Origin of the sequence: Amycolatopsis regifaucium, assembly GCF_001613935.1 — a bacterium.
GTDB classification, from domain to species: domain Bacteria; phylum Actinomycetota; class Actinomycetes; order Mycobacteriales; family Pseudonocardiaceae; genus Amycolatopsis; species Amycolatopsis regifaucium.
In genome coordinates this window covers 147,296-165,089 of sequence record NZ_LQCI01000023.1, presented here as the reverse complement: position 1 = coordinate 165,089, position 17,794 = coordinate 147,296, and the positions used below count along the sequence as shown (strand labels likewise).

General features: G+C 67.6%; 17 protein-coding genes and 1 pseudogene. 5 read left to right on the top strand and 13 right to left on the bottom strand.

From position 1 onward, the window contains the following. Positions 1 to 13 precede the first annotated feature (13 nt). From AVL48_RS22255 to AVL48_RS22245, 3 genes are all read right to left on the bottom strand, one after another. Entirely contained in the window at positions 14 to 352 is a 339-nt protein-coding gene (locus tag AVL48_RS22255) for a helix-turn-helix domain-containing protein (RefSeq protein WP_061985531.1), read from the bottom strand. 1 nt (position 353) lies between these two features. Beyond that, positions 354 to 539 carry a type II toxin-antitoxin system RelE/ParE family toxin gene (locus AVL48_RS40190; protein ID WP_244162389.1) on the bottom strand — a complete coding sequence of 62 codons (186 nt, stop codon included), beginning with the start codon at positions 537 to 539 and terminating at the stop codon, positions 354 to 356. A 233-nt stretch (positions 540 to 772) separates the two neighbouring features. Beyond that, the gene (locus tag AVL48_RS22245) at positions 773 to 3,331 is read right to left on the bottom strand and encodes an ATP-dependent Clp protease ATP-binding subunit (RefSeq protein ID WP_061985533.1); all 2,559 of its coding nucleotides are present in this window, start codon (positions 3,329 to 3,331) and stop codon (positions 773 to 775) included. A 346-nt stretch (positions 3,332 to 3,677) separates the two neighbouring features. On the opposite strand from AVL48_RS22245, the gene AVL48_RS22240 reads away from it, so the two are divergent. Continuing rightward, positions 3,678 to 4,592 (top strand): iron-sulfur protein, encoded by a 915-nt coding sequence (locus tag AVL48_RS22240; protein WP_244162388.1) that lies wholly within the window; start codon positions 3,678 to 3,680, stop codon positions 4,590 to 4,592. On the opposite strand, the gene AVL48_RS22235 is transcribed toward AVL48_RS22240, so the two are convergent. After that, entirely contained in the window at positions 4,502 to 5,083 is a 582-nt protein-coding gene (locus AVL48_RS22235) for a TIGR03086 family metal-binding protein (protein ID WP_061985535.1), read from the bottom strand. The genes AVL48_RS22240 and AVL48_RS22235 overlap by 91 nt on opposite strands. 67 nt (positions 5,084 to 5,150) lie before the next feature. Here AVL48_RS22235 and AVL48_RS22230 point away from each other — a divergent pair. Then, positions 5,151 to 5,994: pseudogene (locus tag AVL48_RS22230) on the top strand (AraC family transcriptional regulator); the annotation flags it as partial. 10 nt (positions 5,995 to 6,004) lie between these two features. Here the strand turns inward: AVL48_RS22230 and AVL48_RS22225 are convergent. Next, entirely contained in the window at positions 6,005 to 6,358 is a 354-nt protein-coding gene (locus tag AVL48_RS22225) for a histone-like nucleoid-structuring protein Lsr2 (RefSeq protein ID WP_037318336.1), read from the bottom strand. A 151-nt stretch (positions 6,359 to 6,509) separates the two neighbouring features. Further along, positions 6,510 to 8,021 carry a lysine--tRNA ligase gene (lysS, locus tag AVL48_RS22220; protein ID WP_061985538.1) on the bottom strand — a complete coding sequence of 504 codons (1,512 nt, stop codon included), beginning with the start codon at positions 8,019 to 8,021 and terminating at the stop codon, positions 6,510 to 6,512. 96 nt (positions 8,022 to 8,117) lie between these two features. On the opposite strand from lysS, the gene AVL48_RS22215 reads away from it, so the two are divergent. Together AVL48_RS22215 and AVL48_RS22210 are read left to right on the top strand one after the other, a co-directional pair. After that, on the top strand, positions 8,118 to 8,891 hold the full coding sequence (locus AVL48_RS22215; protein WP_061985540.1) for a class I SAM-dependent methyltransferase: 774 nt from the start codon (positions 8,118 to 8,120) through the stop codon (positions 8,889 to 8,891). Further along, positions 8,888 to 9,649 carry a class I SAM-dependent methyltransferase gene (locus tag AVL48_RS22210; protein WP_061985542.1) on the top strand — a complete coding sequence of 254 codons (762 nt, stop codon included), beginning with the start codon at positions 8,888 to 8,890 and terminating at the stop codon, positions 9,647 to 9,649. Before AVL48_RS22215 ends, AVL48_RS22210 begins: the two co-directional genes overlap by 4 nt. Positions 9,650 to 9,696: 47 nt before the next feature. On the opposite strand, the gene AVL48_RS22205 is transcribed toward AVL48_RS22210, so the two are convergent. The 7 genes from AVL48_RS22205 to AVL48_RS22175 form a co-directional block, all read right to left on the bottom strand. After that, complete coding sequence (locus AVL48_RS22205; protein ID WP_061985544.1) at positions 9,697 to 10,476, bottom strand: type III pantothenate kinase; 780 nt, start codon at positions 10,474 to 10,476, stop codon at positions 9,697 to 9,699. A gap of 4 nt (positions 10,477 to 10,480) precedes the next feature. After that, positions 10,481 to 10,975 carry an aspartate 1-decarboxylase gene (gene panD / locus AVL48_RS22200; protein WP_061985545.1) on the bottom strand — a complete coding sequence of 165 codons (495 nt, stop codon included), beginning with the start codon at positions 10,973 to 10,975 and terminating at the stop codon, positions 10,481 to 10,483. A gap of 13 nt (positions 10,976 to 10,988) precedes the next feature. Further along, positions 10,989 to 11,897, bottom strand: a complete 909-nt coding sequence (panC, locus tag AVL48_RS22195; RefSeq protein ID WP_061985547.1) for a pantoate--beta-alanine ligase — start codon at positions 11,895 to 11,897, stop codon at positions 10,989 to 10,991. After that, positions 11,894 to 12,808: a Rossmann-like and DUF2520 domain-containing protein gene (locus AVL48_RS22190; RefSeq protein ID WP_061985549.1), complete on the bottom strand. Its 915-nt coding sequence runs from the start codon at positions 12,806 to 12,808 to the stop codon at positions 11,894 to 11,896. The genes panC and AVL48_RS22190 overlap by 4 nt, the downstream gene beginning before the upstream one ends. A 147-nt stretch (positions 12,809 to 12,955) precedes the next feature. Next, positions 12,956 to 14,125: a PrsW family intramembrane metalloprotease gene (locus AVL48_RS22185; RefSeq protein WP_082857723.1), complete on the bottom strand. Its 1,170-nt coding sequence runs from the start codon at positions 14,123 to 14,125 to the stop codon at positions 12,956 to 12,958. Between the two features lie 28 nt (positions 14,126 to 14,153). Then, positions 14,154 to 16,214 carry a DUF6779 domain-containing protein gene (locus AVL48_RS22180; protein ID WP_061985551.1) on the bottom strand — a complete coding sequence of 687 codons (2,061 nt, stop codon included), beginning with the start codon at positions 16,212 to 16,214 and terminating at the stop codon, positions 14,154 to 14,156. A gap of 69 nt (positions 16,215 to 16,283) precedes the next feature. Further along, positions 16,284 to 16,745, bottom strand: coding sequence for a DUF3180 domain-containing protein (locus tag AVL48_RS22175; protein WP_061985553.1), 462 nt, complete (start codon positions 16,743 to 16,745; stop codon positions 16,284 to 16,286). Between the two features lie 60 nt (positions 16,746 to 16,805). Here AVL48_RS22175 and AVL48_RS22170 point away from each other — a divergent pair, with 60 nt between their 5' ends. Beyond that, the gene (locus AVL48_RS22170) at positions 16,806 to 17,747 is read left to right on the top strand and encodes a MerR family transcriptional regulator (protein ID WP_061985778.1); all 942 of its coding nucleotides are present in this window, start codon (positions 16,806 to 16,808) and stop codon (positions 17,745 to 17,747) included. Positions 17,748 to 17,794: the final 47 nt, after the last annotated feature.

Below are 17,794 nucleotides of genomic sequence, written 5' to 3'. Positions count from 1 at the left end.
CGTCCGGGAGCGGTCAGACGGCGGTGGAGATGGTGACGTCGTGATCGCCGAAATCGGCGACCACCCGCATTCGGCCGCCCAAAGCGACGATGTACCTGCGGAGGGTGTCCAGTTCCATCTGGCTCGGATCCCCTTGTTCGAGCTGGCTGATTCGCGGTTGGCTCACGCCCATGCGGTTGGCGACCTCGGTCTGGCTCAGCCCGACGTCTTCGCGAAGCCGCGACAGCCGAAAGCCGAAAATGTAGGCCTGCGTGGCTTCTCGCGCCTCGGCCCGCGCGGCCTCGACGTCACGACCCGCTTCGCGATCCGCGGCGAGCTTTTCGGCCTTGACCTCTTTCCAGGACCGACCCATTTCAGCTTTCCTCCATCGCGTCCAGATGCGGCCGGTATCGCTCCTCCGCGATCGGGATGTTGATGTCGTACCACCGTTTCCAGTTTCCGGCTTTGTCACCGGCGACCAGAAGCACGGCTCTCCGCACCGGATCGAAGACGAACAAGATCCTGATCTCGTTGCGTCCGGCCGAGCTGCGGCCCCTCACAAGCCAGCATGTCGATCGCTTCCTCGACTCGGTCCGCCGTACCAGGATCTTCCCTGCACAGCGACCCGAACCAGCGATCATCAAACGACCATAATGTAGACCTTATATCGATTGGAGCTTGCAGACCAGGGTTCCCACGAAAGCGCGCTCTTCGCCACTGGACACGAACGGGTGCAAACGGAAAAGCCCGCCGCGGCCAACCCGCGACGGGCTTTTCCGTGAATCACCGAGACTCACTCGCTCTCGGCTTCGCCGTTCTCTTCGCTCGTGCCGGCGCCGATGCTGACCGGCGGGGCGTCCGGGACCGACGAAGGCCGGGCCTCGCCGCGGAAGACGAAGTGCGCCTTGTCGTCCTTCTCGCCCTCTTCGTCGTTCCAGCCTTCGACGTCGACCAGGATGATCTGACCGGCCTGGACCTCGCCGAACAGGATCTTCTCCGACAGCTGGTCCTCGATCTCGCGCTGGATCGTGCGACGCAGCGGCCGCGCGCCCAGCACCGGGTCGAAGCCGCGCTTGGCGAGCAGCGACTTGGCCTTCGGAGTGAGCTCCAGCTCCATGTCCTTGGCCTTCAGCTGCGTCTCGACCCGCGCGATCATCAGATCGACCATCTGGATGATCTGATCCTTGGTCAGCTGGTGGAAGACGATGATGTCGTCGATCCGGTTCAGGAACTCCGGCCGGAAATGCTTCTTCATCTCCTCGTTGACCTTTTGCTTCATCTTCTCGTACCGGTTGGCGGTGTCGCCTCCCTGCGAGAAGCCGAGCGAAACGGACTTGGAGATGTCCGAGGTACCCAGGTTCGAGGTGAAGATGAGCACGGTGTTCTTGAAGTCGACCGTACGTCCCTGACCGTCGGTGAGCCGGCCGTCTTCGAGGACCTGCAGGAGCGTGTTGTAAATCTCCTGGTGGGCCTTCTCGATCTCGTCGAACAGCACCACCGAGAACGGCTTGCGCCGCACCTTCTCGGTCAGCTGGCCGCCCTCTTCGTAGCCCACGTAGCCCGGAGGGGCACCGAAGAGCCGCGAAGCGGTGTAGCGGTCGTGGAACTCGCCCATGTCGATCTGGATGAGCGCGTCGTCCTCGCCGAACAGGAACGCCGCCAGCGCCTTGGACAGCTCGGTCTTACCGACACCGGACGGACCGGCGAAGATGAACGAGCCGGAGGGGCGCTTCGGGTCCTTCAGACCGGCGCGGGTACGGCGGATCGCCTGGGAGACGGCCTTGACCGCGTCCTCCTGGCCGATGATCCGCTTGTGCAGCTCGTCCTCCATGCGGAGCAGACGCGTGGTCTCCTCCTCGGTGAGCTTGAACACCGGGATACCGGTCCAGTTGGCGAGGACCTCGGCGATCTGCTCCTCGTCGACCTCGGCGACGACGTCGAGGTCGCCGTCCTTCCACTGCTTCTCCCGCTCACCCTTCTGGCCGAGGAGGGTCTTCTCCTCGTCACGGAGGCGGGCGGCGCGCTCGAAGTCCTGCGCGTCTATCGCGGACTCCTTGTCCCGGCGCACGTCGGCGATCTTCTCGTCGAACTCGCGCAGGTCCGGCGGCGCGGTCATCCGGCGGATGCGCATCCGTGCGCCCGCCTCGTCGATCAGGTCGATCGCCTTGTCCGGCAGGAACCGGTCGTTGATGTACCGGTCCGCCAGCGTGGCGGCGGCCACGAGCGCCGAGTCGGTGATCGAGACGCGGTGGTGCGCCTCGTACCGGTCGCGGAGACCCTTCAGGATCTCGATCGTGTGCTCGAGCGACGGCTCGCCGACCTGGATCGGCTGGAAGCGGCGCTCCAGCGCGGCGTCCTTCTCGATGTACTTGCGGTACTCCTCGAGCGTGGTCGCGCCGATCGTCTGCAGCTCGCCACGGGCCAGCATCGGCTTCAGGATCGAGGCGGCGTCGATCGCGCCCTCGGCGGCACCCGCGCCGACGAGCGTGTGCAGCTCGTCGATGAACAGGATGATGTCGCCGCGGGTCTTGATCTCCTTGAGCACCTTCTTGAGGCGCTCTTCGAAGTCACCGCGGTACCGGGAACCGGCGACCAGCGAGCCGAGGTCGAGGGTGTAGAGCTGCTTGTCCTTCAGCGTCTCCGGGACTTCGCCCTTGACGATGTTCTGCGCGAGCCCCTCGACGACGGCGGTCTTGCCGACGCCGGGCTCACCGATCAGGACCGGGTTGTTCTTGGTGCGCCGCGACAGCACCTGCATGACCCGTTCGATCTCCTTGCCGCGGCCGATGACCGGGTCGAGCTTGCCTTCGCGGGCCTGCACGGTCAGGTTGCGGCCGAACTGGTCGAGCACCAGCGACGACGACGGGGTGCCTTCACCGCGTCCGGAGCCGGTCTCGGTCGACTCCTTGCCACCCTGGTAGCCCGACAGCAGCTGCAGAACCTGCTGACGCACCCGGTTGAGGTCCGCGCCGAGCTTGACGAGCACCTGTGCGGCGACGCCTTCACCCTCGCGGATCAGCCCGAGCAGGATGTGCTCGGTGCCGATGTAGTTGTGGCCGAGCTGCAGCGCTTCGCGCAGCGACAGCTCAAGCACCTTCTTGGCCCGCGGGGTGAAGGGGATGTGCCCGCTCGGGGCCTGCTGCCCCTGGCCGATGATCTCCTCGACCTGCTGGCGGACGCCCTCCAGCGCGATGCCCAGCGATTCCAGCGCCTTGGCGGCGACACCTTCACCCTCGTGGATCAGACCCAGGAGGATGTGCTCGGTGCCGATGTAGTTGTGGTTGAGCATCCTGGCCTCTTCTTGGGCCAGGACGACCACCCGCCTCGCGCGGTCGGTGAACCTCTCAAACATGTGCACTCCCTCGACTGCTGCGACGGCGGCCCGTTTCCATCGTGCTTTCACCGCGATGGATTCAGCACCGTGAGACCACTCTAGTAGCCAAGCGGTCGCGCTGGCGTACCACTACGGCTGATTGCGGCCCGTTCGCACCCCGGCCGTTCTCCGGCCGTGCGCGCTTTCATCTTCCGGTTGCCCTGCACCTTTACGTCAAGCACAACGTGCGAACAAGCACTTGGATTCCGCCGGATACCCCTTGTCCGCTGAGCGCGAACACGGGTCCGCCCAGTGGATGGACACCCGTCCGGAGTAGTGACGGATAGTATGTAAGGTAAGGCGTACCTAATGACGGGAGGCCGGTGTGTCACCACACTACGCTCTCGCGTCCCCCGCGGAAGGGCTCCGGGCCTCCCTCTCCAGGCTGCCCGAGGACGCCCGGCTCCGCGGAGACGTGCCGGAGGAGGAGCCGGGTTGGGTCCACTGTGCCGACCTGCTCGGCGAACCGGCTCGTCTCGTTCGCTGGCGGGAGCGCCTCGGCGGCTGGCTGGCCGAGCGATACCCGGAGGCGGCCGGGATACCCGAGCGGATCCCGGCGAGCTGGATCCTTTCCTGGTATCTGCACGTCCCGGCGTTCGCCGGCGCGATGCTGCTGCACCACGAGCGTCGCGTCCCGTCGCTGGCGCCGTCGGCGCTGGCCTTCCGGATCGGCGGCGACCGGCCGCATCCCGATTCGGTCGCCGTCCTCGGTGACCGGTTCCACTGCCTGCCGACCGATCCGGGTTCGGCGCGGCCGGGAGCCGTCGTCGTCCCGGACGAGCGGACACTGGCGACCGTGCTGCGTGGCCGGTTCGTCGGGCACGCGAGCCGCTTCATCGACGTCTACGGGCCATTGACGAGGCTCGGGCGGCGGCAGTTGTGGGCGGCCGCCACGGACGCGCTCGACAACGCGCTGTGGTCGGCCGGACGGCTGGGCGGCACCCCGGCGGCCGAGGGCGCCGGGGTCGCGGACGCCGCGCTGGTCCTCGGATCGCGGTTCCCGCCGCTGACGTCGGCGTCGAAGCTGCGGTTGGCCGAGGGTGCCGACGGGCGCCGCGAGTGGACGAGAAACCGCGAAGGCTGCTGTTACAACCATCTGTTGCCCGCGGAATCGGAATGCGGTGGTTGTCCGCGAATCCGCGACAAGGGTCAACGCTTCCACCCCGGATCTCGGCCCGAAGCGCCCAAAGCGCGTTCGAAGGTCGTCGCGTCTTCCGGCACGGCCACCTCTTCGCCGTAGACCTTCATCGACCGCGCTTGGTCGCCGATCTCCAGCGCGATGGCGTAGACGGCCTCCGCGACGTCAGGGCGCACGGTGAACTTCGCGCCGATGGCACTGGCGAGGTCCCAGCCGTGGAAGACGAATTCGTCCAGCACCATGTACCCCACCATCGACGCGGGCAACGGAGTACCGCCGAAGGTGGTTTCCCCCTCCCACGCCGCGGGCGCGCCGAAGAGCTCGACGAGCCGCGCGGTCCGGCCCTCGATCGCGGCGAGCCAATCGGCGCCGACGAGATCCGACTCCGCTTCACCGGAGGACACCGCGGGCGGTGCCGCCTTGCGCCCGGCGGCTTCGAGCCAGGGACCCCAGTAGAGAAGGTGGTTCAGCAACGCGCGGACGTCGTATTCGGCGCAGGGCGTGCGCGCGGCGAGATCGATCTCGCCGATCCCGCGCAGGACCGCCGTGAATTCCGCGGCGGCGGGTGCGATCAGGGCAGCGTGTTCGGACATACGGGCATGATTACCCGGCGGCGGGCCGCGCCGTCTTGAAGAAACGCGACACGGTTACGTTGAGCGGATGAGCGGGCATCGGATCCCGGCGGGGATCGTCAACGCGCGGGAGGCGAGCGCGAAGTTCAGCCTCGTCCGGCATCCGCCCGCGCCGGAACTGCGCCCGTTCGTCGACCACCACTGGGTGCTGCGCTGGGATCTGACCGGCCGCGAGCCGCATGAACAGGTGGTACTGCCGAATCTCGCGGTCAACGTGACGTTCTTCCGCGACGCGGCCGGCGCCTTCGGACCTGGAAAACGGCCTTTCCGCTACCTCGTCGGCGGCGTGGACCAAGGTATCGGCGTGCGATTCCGGCCAGGGGCTTTCCGGGCATTCCTCACCGGTCCGGTCAAGATGATCTCCGGCGGTTCCGTTCCGCTCACCGATCTCTTCCCCGCCGCAGGCGGAGTGACGGAATCGGTACGCAATGCGACGAACGACTTCGAAATGGTCCGCGTCGCGGAGGAACTGCTCCTCGCGAAACACCCCGTCCTCACCCCTGCGGCACGGACGGCCATCGAAGCGGTGGAAACAATCGCGGGTGATCCGGCCATTACCAGGGTCGGCGTGTTGTCAAGCCGAACAGGCTTGTCTCAGCGAAGCCTGCAACGACTGTTCGCCGAACATGTCGGCGCCGCCCCCAAATGGGCGATTCAGGTATACCGGTTGAACGAGGCGGCGGCACGGATCGCTGCCGAGGAACGGCTGGACTACGCGAAACTGGCGCTCACGCTGGGCTATAGCGACCAAGCGCACTTCATCCGGGATTTTCGCTCCGTGACCGGATGGGCGCCCACCGAGTACGCCCTCTTGAACCGTGTACAAGAACAAGAAAACCGCCGGGAATAGGTTTCCCGGCGGCTTGAGGGTCCAGCAGACCTTCAGTTCTTCTTGTGGTACGCCTCCACGACCTCGGACGGGATACGTCCACGGTCGGAAACCTGGAAGCCGTTCTTGCGGGCCCAGGCGCGAATGGCCTGGTTCTGCTCACGGTCCACGGTCGCGGGGCGGGCGGCGGCCTTCACGCCGGCGACCGGACGAATGGCGGTGCGCTTACGGCCACCCGCGCGGCGGGCGTGCTCCACATACTGGGCCAGCGCGTCACGAAGCTCTTCCGCGTTTTCCGCGGAAAGGTCGATCTGGTAGCTCACACCGTCCAAACCGAACTCGACGGTCTCTTCCGCCTCGCTGCCGTCGAGGTCGTCAACGAGCGAGACGAGCACCTTCTGTGCCATCTGTTTCCTCCTGCTGGGGGCTTACACGAATGATCTGGTACGGGGCATGCCCCGGACAGAAGACTTTGTCTAGCGACATTAATACCCGCTACCGTCACATAACGCAAATCTTGTTTACGAGAACGATCGAGGTATCTCTCACGCGGACGGGTTATTCCGGTCGGACGAGCGGGAACAGGATGGTCTCCCGGATACCAAGGCCCGTCAGCGCCATCAGCAACCGGTCGATCCCCATTCCGACACCACCGCTCGGCGGCATTCCGTACTCCAGCGCACGGAGGAAATCCTCATCCAGGTTCATGGCCTCACTATCGCCCTGCGCACCCAGCCGAGCCTGTTCCACCAGACGCTGACGCTCTACCACGGGATCGACCAGCTCGGAGTATCCGGTCGCCAGTTCGAAACCGCGAACGTACAGATCCCACTTCTCCGCCACCCCCGGCTTGCTGCGATGTTGCCTGGTCAGCGGGGATGTCTCGACCGGAAAATCACGGACAAAAGTAGGTTCGTGAAGATGATCGCCGACGAGGTGTTCCCACAGTTCCTCGATGAGTTTGCCGTGCCCTAACTTGGGGTCGAACTCCAGCTCTCGCGCTTCGGCATAGGAACGGAGCTTGTCCACCGATGTCTCGGGAGTGACCTCTTCCGACAACGCCTCGGACAACGACTCGTACATTCCGAGTGTGGTCCACTCGCCGGAGAGGTCGTACTCCGAACCGTCGGCGAGAGTGACCACCTGGGTACCGAGAACGTTCTGCGCCGCCTCCTGGATGAGCTGCCGCGTCATCACCGCATTGGAGTCATAGGTCGCATACGCTTCGTAGTACTCCAGCATGGCGAACTCCGGCGAGTGAGACGAGTCGCTGCCCTCGTTCCGGAAGTTCCGGTTGATCTCGAAGACCTTCTCGATACCGCCGACCACGCAACGCTTGAGGTAGAGCTCCGGCGCGATCCTCAAGTACAGATCGAGGTCGAAGGCATTCGAATGCGTCACGAATGGCCGAGCCGCGGCGCCTCCGTGCAGCGTCTGCAGCATCGGCGTCTCGACCTCGAGAAATCCTCGGCCGTGAAACGAGTCACGCAGGGAACGCAGCACACCGGCGCGGGTACGGACCACATCCCTGGCCTTGGGACGCACGATCAGATCGACATAACGCTGCCGGATCCGCGTTTCCTCCGCCAGGTCTTTGTACATGACGGGCAACGGGCGCAATGCTTTCGAAGTGATCCGCCAGGAGTCGGCCATCACGGAAAGCTCGCCGCGCTTGGAGGTGATGACCTCACCCTCGACGAATACGTGGTCGCCGAGATCGACATCGGACTTCCACGCCGCGAGCGCGTCCGCGCCCACCTTCGCGAGGCTGATCATCGCCTGCAACTCCGTGCCATCGCCTTCACGGAGACTCGCGAAACACAGTTTGCCGGTATTGCGCATGAACATGACCCGGCCGGTGACGCCGACGATCTCGCCGGTGGCGGCGTCGACAGGAAGGTCGGAATGCTTCGCGCGCACTTCGGCCAGCGAGTGCGTCCTGGGCACCTCGACCGGATACGGATCGATACCCTCCGCGATTATCCGGTCGCGCTTGTCCCGGCGCACCCGCATCTGTTCCGGCAGGTCTTCGTCGGGGCTCACGCCCTCGGATGCGGGGATTTCAGTCATGGCGCACAGCGTACGAACCCGCTGCTTCCCTACGCCAACCGGATTACCTTTTCCGGGTCGGGCGCAGCCGGTTTTCTCTCCATTAACCTGGAGCGTGTGAACTCATCCACTCCCGGCATCGAAGCCGAACTGCACGCACGACGCGCCGCTTCGTTCGGCGCGAAGGCCGCCGCCTATGCCGCGCACCGGCCGGATTATCCGGAAAAGGCACTGGCCTGGGGGCTGGCGGCGGCGAGTGACAGCCCGAAGCAGGTCCTCGACCTGGGCGCGGGGACCGGCAAGCTCACCGGAGGGCTACTCGCCCTCGGCCTCGCGGTCACCGCGGTCGAACCGGACGCGCAGATGCTCGAAGAGCTCACCAAGGCGTACCCGGCCGTCACCCCGCTCATCGGGACGGCCGAGAAGATCCCACTCCCCGACGAATCCGTGGACGCGGTGCTCGTGGGACAGGCCTTCCACTGGTTCGACCTCGATCGGGCCTATCCGGAAATCGCCAGGGTGCTCAAGCCGGGTGGAGTCCTTGCCGCGCTGTGGAACCACGACGACGAGTCGGCGGGCTGGCCGGCGGAGTTCAACAAGCTGATCAAGAGCACCGCGAGCAGGCGCTGGCTGAGCGACTACGAATCGCTGCCGGAACACGAGGCCTTCGAGCCGTTCGAGAAGGCGACTTTCGGCCACAAACAGCCCAGGACGGCGGAAAGCCTCGTGGAGACGATCGCCACCCATTCGCATCTTCTGGTGGCACCGGAAGCGGAACGCGCGGCCAAACTGCGCGCGGCTCGGGAATTCCTCGACCGGAACCCGGAAACCGCGTCGGGGGAATTCGACCTTCCACTCACCACGACGGTGTTCCGGACTCGCCGTCGATGAACACCGACTGGAAGGCCACGTTCACCGCGACGTTCGGCGCCCCCGCCTCCGCGGTGTCGGCGGAGATCTGGGCCGAGGTGTACGGCGACGACTACCCCGCCGAACTGGACACCTACAGCTTCGTGACCCGGACCGACCTGCACCGCATCGCGACCGAAGCACGGCTGGAACCAGGAGGACGGCTGGCGGACATCGGCTGCGGGCGCGGCGGGCCCGGGCTCTGGGTCGCCGCGCGCACCTACGCGACCCTCACCGGCGTCGACATCGCGGAGACCGCACTGGCTTCGGCGCGACGCCGGGCCGAAGCGATGGACGTCGAAGCGGCCGAGTTCCACGTCGGCAGTTTCGCGGACACCGGTCTGGACGACGCGTCGTTCGACGCGGTGATGAGCGTCGACGCGTTGTTGTTCGCGCCCGACAAGCAGCGCGCCTGCGCGGAGTTCGCGCGGATCCTCGCGCCGGGCGGGCGGCTGCTCGTCACGACGTGGGACTTCGACGGCCAACCCGAGAACCGGCCGCCGCAGGTGCCCGACCACCGGCCGCTGCTGGAGTCGGCCGGGTTCGAGGTCCTCTCTTACGAGGAGACGCCGGACTGGCGCGCCCGCCAGCAGCGGACCGCGGAACTGTCCTTGGAGCGCGTGGCCGACTTGGCGGCGGAATCCGGCGCGGATCCGGCGCAACTGCGGGCGAGCATCGAGCTGGTGCTGCGGAACCAGGAGCTGATGACGCGGCGGGTGCTCGTGATCGCCCGCGTTTAGTCCTCTGAATGCGGTACTTGCCGAACGCAATCACCGCGTTCAGAGGACTAAACGCGGTGGTTGCGGTCGTAGACCAGCCGCAGGCCCAGCAACGTCAGATCCGGAACGTGCTCGGTGATCGTCTCCGACTCCTCCAGCACCAGTGGTGCCAGGCCGCCGGTCGCGATCACCGCGACCGGATCCGACCCGTCCGGCGAAAGCTCGCGCTTGATCCGCTTCACCAGGCCGTCGACCTGCCCGGCGAAGCCGTAGAGGATGCCGGATTGCAGGCATTCCACGGTGTTCTTCCCGATCACCGACCGCGGCGGCACCAGTTCCACCTTGCGCAGCGCCGCGGCCCGCGCGGCCAGCGCGTCGACGGAGATCTCGATCCCCGGCGCGAACGCGCCGCCGAGGAACTCGCCCTTGGCGGAGATGGCGTCCACATTGGTCGAAGTCCCGAAATCCACCACCACACAGGCGGTGGCCGGATGCAGATGGTGCGCGGCGAGGGTGTTCACCAGCCTGTCCGCGCCCACCTCCTTCGGATTGTCGACCAGGAGCGGCACCCCCGTGCGCACCCCCGGCTCGATGACGATCTTCGGCAACTTCCCGTAGTACCGCGAAAGCATGACGCGCAGCTCTCGCAGTACGGCGGGAACCGTGGACAGCGCGCTGATCCCGGTGACCGTGTCCGCGTGCGCGCCGAGCAGCCCGCGCATGGTCAGCGCGAGCTCGTCGGCGGTGATCCGCGCGTCGGTGCGCATGCGCCAGTCACCGACCAGCGTGGGCCCGTCGTAGAGCCCGAGCACGATATTGGTGTTGCCGACGTCGACGGTGAGCAGCAACGACTCAGCTTTCGGCGTGCAGCAGCGCGTCGAGACGGCGGGCGTCGGCGGTTTCGGCGACCGGGAAGGTCATCGTGTCGTCGTCGGCCAGTGTCACGGTGCCGCTCAGCAGGCCGGAACCCTCCGGCGCGTGCCCGGGGTTGGTGCCCTTCTCGACGATCCGGTTGTCCGCGTCGACGAAGATGACCCTGGGCCGGAACGCGGCCGCCTCGGCGTTCTCCATCTGCGCGTACGAAATCAGGATCACCAGATCACCGGGGTGCACCAGATGCGCCGCGGCGCCGTTGATGCCGAGCACCCCGCTGCCGCGTTCGCCCGCGATCACGTAGGTCTCGAGCCGCGCACCGTTGGTGACGTCCACAATGGACACCTGTTCGCCCGGAAGCAGATCCGCCGCGTCCATGAGGTCTTCGTCGACCGTCACCGAACCGACGTAGTGGAGATCGGCCTGGGTGACCGTCGCCCGGTGGATCTTCGATTTCAGCATTGTGCGGTACATCGTGGACTCTCCCTTATTCCCCTGCGTCCAGCGCGTGTTCCGGATGGTCCGCGGCGGCACCGAGCACCACCGGCACGTTGTCGATCAGCCGGGTACTCCCCACCCTGGCCGCGATCAGCAACCGCGCTTCACCGTCGACGGGCGCGGGCCCGAGGTCGGTTCCCCTCAGTTCCAGATAATCGACCTCGACCGCCGGTCGCGCGGCGAGGGTCTTCCTGGCGGTCGCCAGCACGGCTTCCGCGCCGTCGCGTCCGACGAAGGCACCCGCGGTGAGTGCCGCCGACAACACGATCGCGTCCTCGCGCTGTTCAGGAGTCAGGTAGACGTTGCGCGAGGACAACGCCAGCCCGTCGCGTTCCCTGACCGTCGGCACCCCGATGACCCGGGTGTCGAAGTTCAGGTCACGCACCATTTTCTTGATCAGCACCAGCTGCTGGTAATCCTTCTCCCCGAAGAAGGCGTAATCCGGCCGCACGATGTTGAACAGTTTCGCCACCACGGTGAGCACGCCGGCGAAATGGCCCGGTCGCACCGCCCCTTCGAGCTCGTCGCCGAGCGGGCCGGGGTGCACCGTGACGGTGGCGCCGTCCGGGTACAGATCCGACGCCTTGGGCAGGAAGCCCAGTTCGACGCCGTCCTCCTTCAGCACTTCGAGGTCCTTGTCCAGCGGACGCGGGTACGCCTCGAAGTCTTCGCCTTCCCCGAACTGCAGGGGGTTCACGAAGATCGATGTCGCGACCACCGTGTTCGGCAGCCGCTTCGCGCGGCGGATCAGTTCGCGGTGTCCCGCGTGCAGGGCGCCCATGGTGGGCACCAGCGCGACCTTGCGGCCGACCCCGTGCAGGGCACGCGTCACCTTGCTCACCTGCTCCGGCGGCTGGAAGGTGTGCAGCGTGCCTCGGGCGAATTTCGGTGTGGTCACTGGTTTTGCTGCCCTTCGGCGGGATCTGCGGGGTCACTGAGGAGTTCGGTGAGCTCGGCGACGGCCGAGGCGTCCAGGAGCCCGGCGGCGTCACCGCGCGCCAGCGTGCGCTTGGCCAGCGCGCGATAGCTCGGGGCGACGTCGGGGCCACGTTCGGCCAGCACCGCGAGATGCTTACGCACGGTGCCGAGATCACCACGGGCCACCGGCCCGGTCAGCGCCCGGTCCCCGTGCCGCAGAACATTATCCAACGCCGCCGACAGCAAGGGAGCCACCAGGCGTTCGGGCTCGGCGATTCCCGCTTCCCGCAACAATTCCGCGCAATCGGCGACCAGCGTCATCAGGTGGTTCGCGCCGTGCGCCAACGCCGCGTGATAGAGCGCTCGCGCTTCGTCAGGGACCCGGACGGGCTCCGCGCCCATCTCCACGGTGAGCGCCTCGCCGACGTTCCAGGCCGCATCGTCACCCTCTGTGGCGGTGACGCCGACGCTGCACGTCGCCAGCCTGTCCAGGTCCTCCGTACGGCCGGTGAAGGTCATCACGGGGTGCAGGGCCAGCGGCAGCGCCCCGGCCTCGGCGGCGGGTGCGAGGACGTCGATGCCGTGCGCTCCGGACGTGTGCACGACGATCTGCCCCGGACGCAGGGAGCCGGTCGCGACGAAGCCGCGCACCATCCCGGCGAGCGCGTCGTCGGGCAGGGCGAGCAGAACGAGGTCCGCGCGGCGGGCGACCTCGTCGGGGGGCAAAAGTGGCACGTCGGGGAGCAATTGCTCCGCCCGGCGTATCGAAGCGTTGGAAAGGCCCGAAGCGGCGACGACCGTGTGCCCGGCCCTCGTGAGTGCCGCGCCGACGACGCTGCCGACCCGGCCCGCGGAAACGACTCCAACGGCCAAGCGAGCGGGCCTTGTCATGGCGTGCGCCGATGGACGCTCATGGTGGAAAACTCCTCAACTCGTTCCAGTCCCGCTCGGTGGTCGCGGGTACCAGACGACGGCGCGAGAGTAACCCTCCGCCCCGGGTCTGAAACGACCCTCGTGACCAGCTTCACCTGACCGAGGTCATCCGCGGGGAGCACCGTCCGCCAGCCGGACCGCCTCGGCACGCGAGGTCTTGAGCACCTGCAGCAGTTCACGCTGCCGCTGTTTCCCCTCGTCGGTGAGCTTCCGGCCGCGCCGCAGGAAGGCGAGTTCGGTCACGCTGGACTGATAGCGGCCGACGGCCTTCGCCGCGTCCCGTCCCGACTGCTTGCGCGCCTGCTTCCGCCACGACCGCCGTCCGGAGAGGCTGGCCAGCAGCGGCACTTCCGACGGCGCGATCCAGCGCGCGTCGACCATCATCGGCAGCGCGGCCGCGACGATCCGCTGCTCGCGGCGCCGCTGCATGACCACCACCGAGAAGACGCCGATGAACAGCGGCACCATGATCAGGAAATAGACGTTCAGGAAGGTCTTGGCGCCACCCAGCAGCGCGGCGCCGTTCCACAGCGCGTGCAGCAGCACGGCGACGACGTAGCCGCCGATCGGCGCCAGAATCCGCAGCGAGCGCACCTTGCTGCTCGCGGCGATCCCGAGCCCGATCCCAGTCATCACGGCGAACAGCGGATGCGTGAACGGCGAAAGCACGCCACGGAGGAAGAACGCCGCGAGCACGCCCGCGCTCGTGCCGTCACCGAAACCGTTCTCGGCGAAGGCACGGCCGAAGTAATAGATGTTCTCGGTGAAGGCGAACCCGGCCGCGGTGAACCCGGCGTAGACGATGCCGTCCACGACGCCGTCGAACTCGATCGGACGACGCCACCACAGCAGCAGGATGAAGGCGGCCTTCGCGGCTTCCTCGACCAGCGGCGCGGAGACCAGCCCGCTGATCTTGCCGCCGGCGCCGGTGCCGAGCAGCAGGTCACCGACGGCCTCGGCGCCGCTGTTGAGCAGCAGCGCGATGATCGTCGCGACGCAGGCTCCCCAGACGAAGGACAGCAACAGGAGCTTCGGCGGTTCCGGTTCCCAGCGGTCGACCCACAGGAACGCCGTGACCACCACGGCGACCGGGACGAGTGCCGCGAGCACGCCGATCGTCACCGCGGGCAGGCCGACCTTCTCGGTCACCGTGCCGAAGACGAACAGCCCGCACAGCGCGACGGCGATCAGCCCGAGCACCGGCAGCAGCACGGTGATCGACCGAGGCCGGCGGACCCGGTCGGAACCGGGCGCCGGGGAGGAAGGCTCGCTCACAGCGGGTCACCCTACCGTCGGTACGGACTCAGTCCTCCGCGCGTCGCCTGCGCCGCGGGGTGGACTCGTTCGCGCCGTTGGCGGCGAGCAGGTCCATCACCGATCGACCGGACGCGTGCGAACCGGCGGCGGGGGTTTCAGGTTCGGGGCGGCTGTGCGACGACCCGTTGCGGGACGGCGCCTCATCATCGGGCTTCGCTCGCTTGCCACCGTGACGGCCGCCTGTCTCGGCCGCGGCGCTCTGCCACGCGGGAGGCTCGCCGTCCGGACGGCGACGACGGCCACCGCCGGTCGGCTCCGCCACGTTGGGGGCGGGCGTGAGCGAAGCCGAGGAGTCCTCCGCCGCGCGGCGACGACGTCCACCGGGACGGCTCTGCATCGCGCGGACCTCTTCGGGCAGCGTCGGGTTGACCGCGGGCGGCTCCTCGCTGCCGCCACCGTGCCGCGAAGGCGTCTCGGCGGCCGCAGGGCGCACGGGTTCCGGCTCCGGCGGACGCACCGGCTCGGTGCGACGCGGCGGCGGCTCGGACCCGACCGGGCTCGGGGGCTCCGGACGCGGCTCGGGACGCGGCGGGGGGGTGGTGGTGGCCTGAGGCCTCGGCGGGGAGGCCGACGGCTGGGGCTTCGACGGCGGCGTGGGCCGCAGGCGGTCCTGGAAGTCGTCCTTGCGGGGGAACGCGGCGCCCAGCTCGGAGACCGGGCGCTCCTGCGTCCACGACGGCTTCCACTCGCCGGTGGCCTCCATCGGCTCCGGCTCGGCGGCGGGCTTGTTCACCGGCGGCGGCGTGCCACCGGCCGGACGCGGTCGTTCGACCGGCTTCATGCCCGGCCTGGTCAAGCCCAGCTCACGGTTCGGCCGGGGGCGGTCCGGCTCGACCTTCTTGACCGGCTTCGCCTGCGCGGGAGGCTTCACCGGCGGCGTCTGCTTGCGAGTCTGCTCCTCCGGCCGCGGGGCCGGAGGACGCTGGACGTTGCCGGCGTCGAGACGCTGCTGCAACGAAGGCTGCTGCGGACGTCGCTGCGGCTCCGGGCGCTGGGCTTCTTGACGTTGGGGTTCCGGACGTTGGGGCTGCCTGGCGATGGCGGGCATCGACGGCTGCGAGACCTCGGCGCGCGAAACGTCCGGCATGGACGGGCGGGACTCCTCGGCCGGGGACACCGGCGGCGGGGTCTTGCGCTTCGCGTCGACCCTGGGCATCGGCCGGGAGACCTCGGCGGGCGACATACCGGGGTTGGACATCTCGAGCCGCTCGCGACGGGCGGCTTCGGCGGCGAGCGCCTCGGCGGCCTTCGAGGCGCGGGCGTCCGCCTTGCGCATGCTGCGGCGAGTCGATTCGTCGACCGGCTTCGGCCGAGGGACCTGGTTGCTCTGGCCGTAACCGCCAACCTTGTGCCCACCGTTGTTCACGCCGTTGTGGCCGTTGACCTGGCCGTTCGACGGCTTGCGGCGGGCGGCGGGCGAAGCACCGGCACGGGCGGACACGGGTTCGAGGACGCGGTCGATCATCTCGGTCGGGCGGTCTCGCCCGCGTTCACGGTCGTCGACGTCGATCGTGGTGCCGTTGGCGGCCATGAGCTGAGGTTTGCCGTTGCCGTTGTCCGAGCCCGCGCTCATCAGCTGTTTGTTGTCGAGGGACCGCATCCGGGTGGCCTGCGCGGTGAGCGCGACACGTTCGAGGAGAACCTCGCCACCGAAGAGCGACTGAAGGCTTTCACGCAGGGCGCTCACCTCGGCTCTGAGCGCTTCGAGTTCGTCATGGGAACGACTCTCGGCGGCCTGCCGGGTCTCCGCTTCCATCTCCAGCTCGAACTCACGGCGCGCGGCGATCTCGCGTTCCAGCTCGAGCTCGTAAACGGCCTGCGCCTCGGCGACGGCTTCTTCGCTCTGTGACACGTGCTTGCGATAGCGGACCGCCAAGAAGGCACCGATCAAGGCGGCCCACAGCGCCGCGACGATACCCAGCCGCAAGTAGCGGAGGTCGTCGGAAAGCACCAATGCGAGAGTCGCGCCGACGGCGAGAACCAAGCCGACGACAAGCCACGGCCTACCCGCAAGGCGGCCGCGCGAGTCGTCACCCACCCCGGTCATGCCCAACACCGTACCTTCTAGTAATCCGAACGAGACCTAGTCGGTACTTCGAGCGGTGCTTCTCAAGCGTTAACCGGTCGGCTGCCGATCGCCGTCCCGATCACCGCTCTCGGGGGTCCGGCAGCAGTGTTCGAGCCACAAAGCCGCAGCTACCAGGGCCACCGAGCTGACGATCCCGACCGTCGCCGAACGGAGGTCACCGCTCGCCGCGAGGAGTTCGTCACGTCGCGGAAAAAGATACGCGAAAGCCGCCAGCCAGACACCCGTCATGGCGGATCCGGCGAGCGAAGAAGCCTTGGCGAGTGCCACCGATCGGGCGACGGAGATCGCGGCCATCACCCTGCCCTCCTTGATCCGCGAACGGATGATGAAGGCGAGCACGACCTCACAAAGCGCGAGGACGAGCAGCGTCATCCCCGCGAAGAGCGGAAGCGCGGGAATGGAGCCGTAGGCGACCTGGAAGAGCAGATAGGCCAGGACCAAGCCCAGTAGGCCGGCCACCGCCAGCTCGCGTGGCCGGGTGAAGTGCATGGTTCAACGCTACCTGGCAGGCTTGACTCTCCACCAACTGGAGAGTCGAACATGAAGCACATGGGCACCGCAGCGGTTTTCACCATCGGGGAGCTGGCCAAACGGACCGGCCTGCCGGTGAAGACCATCCGCTTCTACTCCGACGAAGGCCTCCTGCCGCCGACCGACCGCACCGACTCCGGTTACCGCCTCTACGACGCCACCGCGATGGCGCGCCTGGAGCTGGTCCGAACGCTGCGAGAACTCGGGCTGGGCCTCGCGGATGTGGAGCGGGCGCTGACCAGGGAAGCGACCATCGGCGACCTCGCGGTCCAGCATGTCGCCGCCCTGGACGAGCAGATCCGACGGCTGGAATTGCGCCGGGCGGTCCTGCGAGCGGTGGCCAAACGGGACTCACCACTGGAGGAGGTCGAACTGATGAACAAGCTCGCGTCGATGTCGGACGAAGACCGCAAACGTTTGCTGGACGAGTTCTGGGCGGACATGGTCGAAGGACTCGAACTGGATCCGGAGTTCTACGGGCGGATGCGCTCGGCGAAACCGGAACTGCCCGACGACCCCACGCCGGAGCAGCTGGAGGCCTGGATCGAGTTCGCCGAACTCGTCCAGGACGAGGAGTTCCGCGCGTCCATCCGCCGGATGAGCGAGTGGCACTCCCACCTCCGAAAGGAGGACGGGGCCGACTTCGGCCAAAAACAGCAGCAACTGTGGATGGCGTGGAGCGAGAAGGCCTCCGAAGCGCTCGAAGCCGGCATCGCGCCGGACTCGGCGGAGGGCAGGGAACTGGCGGAGACGATCTTCGCGCAGTCTTCGCGGAATGGGCGGGACCCGAACGACCCCGCCTGGCGGAAGCGGCTGGCCGACGGGATGGCGATCAGCATGGATCCCCGCGCCGAACGCTACTGGTTCCTGCTGGGGAAGATGAACGGCTGGCCGTCGTTTCCCTCCCAGATGCCGCAGGCGGAATGGATCATCGCCGCCCTGCGTGCCACCCTCGCCTGAACCGCATTTCGTCCTCTGAATGCGGTAGTTCGTGGCACCAACCACCG

Coding starts and splice junctions, on each gene's coding strand:
- AVL48_RS22190 (WP_061985549.1), bottom strand. CDS start 12,808: ATGACAAGGCCCGCTCGCTTGGCCGTTGGAGTCGTTTCCGCGGGCCGG.
- AVL48_RS22235 (WP_061985535.1), bottom strand. CDS start 5,083: ATGTCCGAACACGCTGCCCTGATCGCACCCGCCGCCGCGGAATTCACG.
- AVL48_RS22180 (WP_061985551.1), bottom strand. CDS start 16,214: ATGACCGGGGTGGGTGACGACTCGCGCGGCCGCCTTGCGGGTAGGCCG.
- AVL48_RS22245 (WP_061985533.1), bottom strand. CDS start 3,331: ATGTTTGAGAGGTTCACCGACCGCGCGAGGCGGGTGGTCGTCCTGGCC.
- lysS (WP_061985538.1), bottom strand. CDS start 8,021: ATGACTGAAATCCCCGCATCCGAGGGCGTGAGCCCCGACGAAGACCTG.
- AVL48_RS22210 (WP_061985542.1), top strand. CDS start 8,888: ATGAACACCGACTGGAAGGCCACGTTCACCGCGACGTTCGGCGCCCCC.
- AVL48_RS22225 (WP_037318336.1), bottom strand. CDS start 6,358: ATGGCACAGAAGGTGCTCGTCTCGCTCGTTGACGACCTCGACGGCAGC.
- AVL48_RS22175 (WP_061985553.1), bottom strand. CDS start 16,745: ATGCACTTCACCCGGCCACGCGAGCTGGCGGTGGCCGGCCTACTGGGC.
- AVL48_RS22255 (WP_061985531.1), bottom strand. CDS start 352: ATGGGTCGGTCCTGGAAAGAGGTCAAGGCCGAAAAGCTCGCCGCGGAT.
- AVL48_RS22170 (WP_061985778.1), top strand. CDS start 16,806: ATGGGCACCGCAGCGGTTTTCACCATCGGGGAGCTGGCCAAACGGACC.
- panD (WP_061985545.1), bottom strand. CDS start 10,975: ATGTACCGCACAATGCTGAAATCGAAGATCCACCGGGCGACGGTCACC.